Here is a 4,536-nt window from a genome sequence, read left to right as displayed (position 1 = left end):
GGGATTGGGCGGTGCCCAGCATGCCGAAGCATAGCAGAATATGGCCGCGGCGGGAATCCCGGATGCGCCCGCCTTGCCGGATTATCCTGCCTTGAACGGCTTCCAGCCGCGCTGCGGGACCCGCCAGTCGATGCCCTCGAGAAGCATCGACAACTGCGCCGCCGTGAGGGGCACTTTGCCCTCCTTCGCCGACGGCCAGACGAAGCGTCCTCTCCCGAGCCTCCTGCCGGAAAGGCACGCGTCCGGGCCGTCCCACCAGATGATCTCGATCAGATCGCCGCAACGCCCGCGGAAGACGAACATGTGGCCTGCGAACGGGTCCCGCTCGAGCGTCTGCTCCGCCTGTGCCGCCAGCGTCGTGAAGCCGCGCCGCATGTCCGTCACACCCGCCGCCAGCCAGACCCGCGTGCTCGCGGGCACCGGGATCATGGCGACAGGCCCCGGATCAGCCGGGCCAGCGCCTCGGAATCGTAGGCGCCCACGACCCGCAGCCGGTGACCGCCCGCGACGTCGATCTCGATCGTGCCGAGAGCGGGCGTCGAGGCTGGACCCTCGCTCTCCGGCCGATCGATGATCTGGACCGGCAGAAAGTCAGAAGGCTCGACCACAGCCTCGTCGGTTGAAGCCGAGGCGACGGCGAAACGCGGGTCGCGCAACCACGTGAACACCAGGTTCGCGTTGACGTCGTAGCGCCGAGCGACCTGGCCGACCGACACGCCCAACACCCGCGTCTGCCCGCAGACGCCCGGCACGCGCGTCTGCCCGCAGATTACCCAGTTCTCGTCGTCGCTCCAGATCCTGCGCTTGCGCCGCTTTGACAACCCATGACTCCGGTAGTGTCCATTATCCCTTAGTGGACACTACGGACAGGCAGACGCCGCCGTCAGAGCACCGAGCCCGGACGGTTACGTTTATAGGCGACATGCAGCGGGGCGACCCTCGCTACGACGCGGTTTTTCCGACCTTGCCATTCGGGCGTTGTGCAGGATCTGCAGCAGGCAAACCGCCCATTTCTTCACACCGGGTCAGGTGCGACCATCTCGGGAGGGCGTTTGCGACGGGACTGTCGGATCAGCGGAACGGTGTAGAGCACGAGTGCCGCCCAGATCATCGGAAAGGCGATCATGCGCGCTGTTCCAAACGGTTCACCAAAAACGAAGACGGCAGTCAGGAAGATCATTGTCGGCGCGATGTATTGCAGGATGCCGATGGTCGAGAGCCGCAAGAGCTTCGCCCCCGTGGCGTAGATGATCAGTGGCACCGCCGTCACCACTCCCGCCCCCAGAAGCAGCGACGTATCCTGCGCCGTTCCTGTCGCGAAATGGCCTTGACCGTTCATGCCCATATACAAAATCAGCGCCAGCGCGGGCGGGGTCAGCAGCATCACCTCGAGAAAGAAGCCCTGCGCCGAGCCGACCGGAAGGCTCTTCTTGAAGTAGGCGTAGAACCCCCAACTGAACGTCAGCCCGAGTGCCACGAGCGGCACCTGACCCGCCGCGACCGTCAGCACCACGACCGCCACCAGCGCCAGCGCGATTGCGAGAAACTGCGTGCCACGCAGCCGTTCGCCGAGCAGCAGGGCACCGAGGCCGACGCTGAAAAGCGGATTGATGTAATAGCCAAGGGCTGCGTCAAGCGCGTGTCCCGAACCTATCGCCCAGACGTAAATCCCCCAGTTGACCGAGATCAGTGCCGCAGTCACCGCCGCCATGCCCAGCGTGCGCGGGTTCGAAACAGCCGCACGGATATCGGCTGTGCGCCGCATCGCGAGCAAGATCACGGCCGCAACAGGAACCGACCAGATCACCCGGTGTGCGATCACCTCGGTCGGCGGCACATGGGACAGAGCTTTCATGTAAAGCGGCAGGAACCCCCACATGACATAAGCCGTCACGGCAAGAGCGAGACCGCGGGGGCTGTCTTCGATGGTCGCCGTCATTATTTTCCTCTGCCTGCGCCGTTCGTGTTTTCAGGCGATAACCGGGAAGCGGAAAACACACCACGGAAGAAACGTTTGAGGAATGCCTCGTACCGGCAGCAATTCGAACGTGAGGGCCGGGAGAAGTTGTCCCTTGCGCTTCGTGCAAATGGCAAAAGACGCGCAGTACGGGAGACCCGTAGTTTTTCGAACCGCAGGCGGTCATTCGGTCGCGACGGGCTCGAAGCAGTCGTTCTCCTGCCGTCTCATCGGTTCGAACAGCGATCACGGCTCGGTGCCGGACAAGGAGAGGCAAAACGGACATTCTGAGCGACGGGCATACGCAGCCTCGGGGATGGCGAAGCGTCCGCCGGCATGCGAACCATGGCGCCAGCCGAAAGGACCCCGTCATGACCGATCCTATCGTCAGCGTCCGCAAGCTCGTGAAGCGGTACGTAAACGGGTTCGAAGCGCTCAAGGGCGTGGATCTCGATATCGCGGAGGGCGAGATCCTCGCACTCCTTGGGCCGAACGGGGCCGGAAAGACGACGTTGATCTCCGCAATCTGCGGAATCACGACGCCTACGGAGGGCACGATCACGGTGGGCGGCCACGATACGGTGCGCGACTTCCGCGCCGCCCGTGCGCTGATCGGTCTCGTCCCTCAGGAGATCAACCTCGAGCCCTTCGAGCCGGTGGCGAGCACGGTCGCCTTTTCGCGCGGGCTGTTCGGCAAGCCCCGCGACCCGAGGTTGATCGCCCGCGTCCTGGACAGCCTGTCTCTCGGCGACAAGGCCACCGCGCGGGTGCGCGAACTGTCCGGAGGCATGAAGCGGCGCGTCCTGATCGCCAAGGCCCTCTCCCACGAGCCCCGCGTCCTTTTCCTCGATGAGCCGACGGCAGGCGTCGACGTCGAGCTGCGCCGTGGCATGTGGGAGATCGTCGCCGACCTGAAGCGGCAGGGCGTCACGATCATTCTGACGACCCACTACATCGAGGAGGCGGAGGCCATCGCCGACCGCATCGCCGTTATCGACGGCGGCCGCATCCTGCTTGTGGAGGAAAAGGCGGCGTTGATGGCGCGGATGGGGCAGAAGGTTCTGCACGTCGCTCTTACCTCAAGGCTGGAGACGGTCCCCGAGACGCTATCTTCCTATGCCCTGTCGCTGTCCGAGGACGGGCACAGTCTGATCTATACCTACGACACGCGGGCCGCGCGGACGGGTGTCGTGCGCCTTCTAGCCGCCATCGACGCGGCCGGCCTGCAAGTGGCCGACGTGACGACGCGGGAATCGTCGCTGGAGGAGATCTTCGTCGGCCTGACCCGTCACGAACCCGAGGGAAACGTCGCATGAACCTCGCCGCGATCCGGGCGATCTACGTCTTCGAGATGCAGCGCTTCTTCCGCACTCTGGCGCAATCGGTCGTCTCGCCCGTCCTGTCGACGTCGCTCTACTTCGTCGTGTTCGGCGCGGCCATCGGCAGCCGGATCGAGACGGTCGAAGGCATTCCCTACGGCGCCTTCATCGTGCCGGGCCTCATCATGCTCACTGTCCTGACGCAGGCCACGTCGAACGCGTCCTTCGGTATCTACTTTCCGAAGTTCATCGGCACGATCGACGAGATCCTGTCGGCCCCCCTTTCGTTCATCGAGATCACCATCGGCTTCGTGGGTGCGGCCGCAACGAAGGCCCTCTTCATCGGTCTCATCATCCTGGTCACGGCTTTCTTCTTCGTTGACCTCGCGATCCTGCACCCGGTCTGGATGTTGATCTTCCTGATCCTGACCTGCGTGTCCTTCGCCCTCCTCGGCTTCATCATCGGCATCTGGGCCGACAACTTCGAGAAGCTTCAACTGGTGCCGCTCCTCGTCATCACGCCACTCGTCTTCCTCGGTGGCAGCTTCTACTCGATCTCGATGCTGCCTCCGGCCTGGCAGACGGTGACGTTGTTCAATCCGGTCGTCTATCTGGTATCCGGCTTCCGCTGGTCCTTCTTCGGGGAAGCGGACGTGGCGATCGGGCTCAGCATAGCAATGATCCTGATATTTCTCGCCCTCTGCCTCGGCACGATCTGGTTGATCTTCCGAACCGGTTGGAAGCTCCGGAAGTAGGCGAGCGTTGATGCCGTGCGGCGCATCGGATCGGGTCGGACCTGATCCATGTGCAGTAGTTTGTAGGAACATGGACACCTCCGAGAACGACCCGATCTGCGGATTCGGGGGTTGGCGAAGCTGACGGGGATGTGAATTAGTGCATGGTTGGGGCCTCTCGGCCCAAACGGCCTCTCGCTGAGGTGCTTTTCTTCGTCCCGGCCGTCAGGCAGACAGAGTCCGGCTCTGGAGCCATCGCAGCCGGGTCATGTTACAGGCGATGTTGGCCAGCGTGATCGCGGCCCTGGCGCGGGCGAGACCGATGGTCCGGATCATCAGGCCCATGCGCGTCTTCTGCTGGGCGAAGACGTGCTCGACCTTGGAGCGGACCGCCGACTTGCGGCCATTGGCGCGGGAGGTCTGCTGCGGCATCCATTGCCCGTCAGGGTATTGCGCAGCAATGTCCCGAGTATCCGTGATGATCAAGCGGGGGTTTCGGTCCATTTCCTTCCGTCTCGGAGGAGTG

Annotated in this window: 5 protein-coding genes and 1 pseudogene; 2 read left to right on the top strand and 4 right to left on the bottom strand. The window is 63.8% G+C overall.

What is annotated here, in order from left to right; genetic code table 11:
• Window positions 1-81: 81 nt before the first annotated feature.
• The 3 genes from tnpB to rarD form a co-directional block, all read right to left on the bottom strand.
• Window positions 82-429, bottom strand: a complete 348-nt coding sequence (gene tnpB, locus Q1B08_RS20920) for an IS66 family insertion sequence element accessory protein TnpB (RefSeq protein ID WP_299823168.1) — start codon at window positions 427-429, stop codon at window positions 82-84.
• Window positions 426-821, bottom strand: a complete 396-nt coding sequence (locus tag Q1B08_RS20915; RefSeq protein WP_299823165.1) for an IS66 family insertion sequence element accessory protein TnpB — start codon at window positions 819-821, stop codon at window positions 426-428. Before Q1B08_RS20915 ends, tnpB begins: the two co-directional genes overlap by 4 nt.
• Window positions 822-1,015: 194 nt before the next feature.
• Window positions 1,016-1,939, bottom strand: a complete 924-nt coding sequence (rarD, locus tag Q1B08_RS20910; RefSeq protein WP_299823163.1) for an EamA family transporter RarD — start codon at window positions 1,937-1,939, stop codon at window positions 1,016-1,018.
• Window positions 1,940-2,328: 389 nt separating this feature from the next.
• Here rarD and Q1B08_RS20905 point away from each other — a divergent pair, with 389 nt between their 5' ends.
• Both Q1B08_RS20905 and Q1B08_RS20900 read left to right on the top strand, forming a co-directional pair.
• Window positions 2,329-3,273, top strand: coding sequence for an ABC transporter ATP-binding protein (locus Q1B08_RS20905; RefSeq protein WP_299823160.1), 945 nt, complete (start codon window positions 2,329-2,331; stop codon window positions 3,271-3,273).
• Window positions 3,270-4,031, top strand: a complete 762-nt coding sequence (locus Q1B08_RS20900) for an ABC transporter permease (RefSeq protein WP_299823157.1) — start codon at window positions 3,270-3,272, stop codon at window positions 4,029-4,031. The genes Q1B08_RS20905 and Q1B08_RS20900 overlap by 4 nt, the downstream gene beginning before the upstream one ends.
• A gap of 204 nt (window positions 4,032-4,235) precedes the next feature.
• Here the strand turns inward: Q1B08_RS20900 and Q1B08_RS20895 are convergent.
• A pseudogene (locus Q1B08_RS20895) lies at window positions 4,236-4,536 on the bottom strand (hypothetical protein); the annotation flags it as partial.

The organism is uncultured Jannaschia sp. (assembly GCF_947494025.1).
Taxonomy (GTDB): domain Bacteria; phylum Pseudomonadota; class Alphaproteobacteria; order Rhodobacterales; family Rhodobacteraceae; genus Jannaschia.
Note: the sequence above shows the minus strand (reverse complement) of the source record. Positions and strands in the feature narration are given on the sequence as shown.